The organism is Peribacillus folii (assembly GCF_030271255.1).
Classification (GTDB): domain Bacteria; phylum Bacillota; class Bacilli; order Bacillales; family DSM-1321; genus Peribacillus.
In genome coordinates, this window is sequence record NZ_JASJOM010000034.1 from 1 (window position 1) to 476 (window position 476).

Genomic DNA, 476 nt, shown 5'->3' on the forward strand with positions numbered 1-476 from the left:
TCGAACCATTTGGTTCGTAAAATGGAGGCTGCCATTGACTTCTCTTTCATTTATGACTTAGTGAAAGAGATGTATTCAGAGGTAGGACGCCCAAGTATTGATCCCGTTATTTTAGTTAAACTGACATTCATCCAATATACCTTCGGTATTCGGTCCATGCGTAAAACAATTGAAGAAATAGAAACAAATATGGCTTACCGTTGGTTCTTAGGCTACGGTTTCCATGATAAAGTCCCTCATTTCTCGACATTCGGGAAAAATTATGAGCGACGCTTTAAAGATACAGATTTGTTTGAACAGATTTTTTATCGAATCTTAATGATAGCTGCTGATAGAAAGTTAATAAGTGCAGAGCATGTATTCGTTGATTCCACACATGTGAAAGCCAGTGCGAATAAGAGGAAATTTGAAAAGAAAATAGTTCGCAAAGAAACACGAGCATATCAAGGACGCCTTCAAGATGAAATCAATCAAGA

The 476-nt window shown here is 37.2% G+C and carries 1 protein-coding gene; it reads left to right on the plus strand.

Annotated elements, in window-relative coordinates; translation table 11 throughout:
* A partial coding sequence (locus tag QNI08_RS22410; RefSeq protein ID WP_285769552.1) for a transposase occupies positions 1–476 on the plus strand: 476 nt, incomplete at both ends.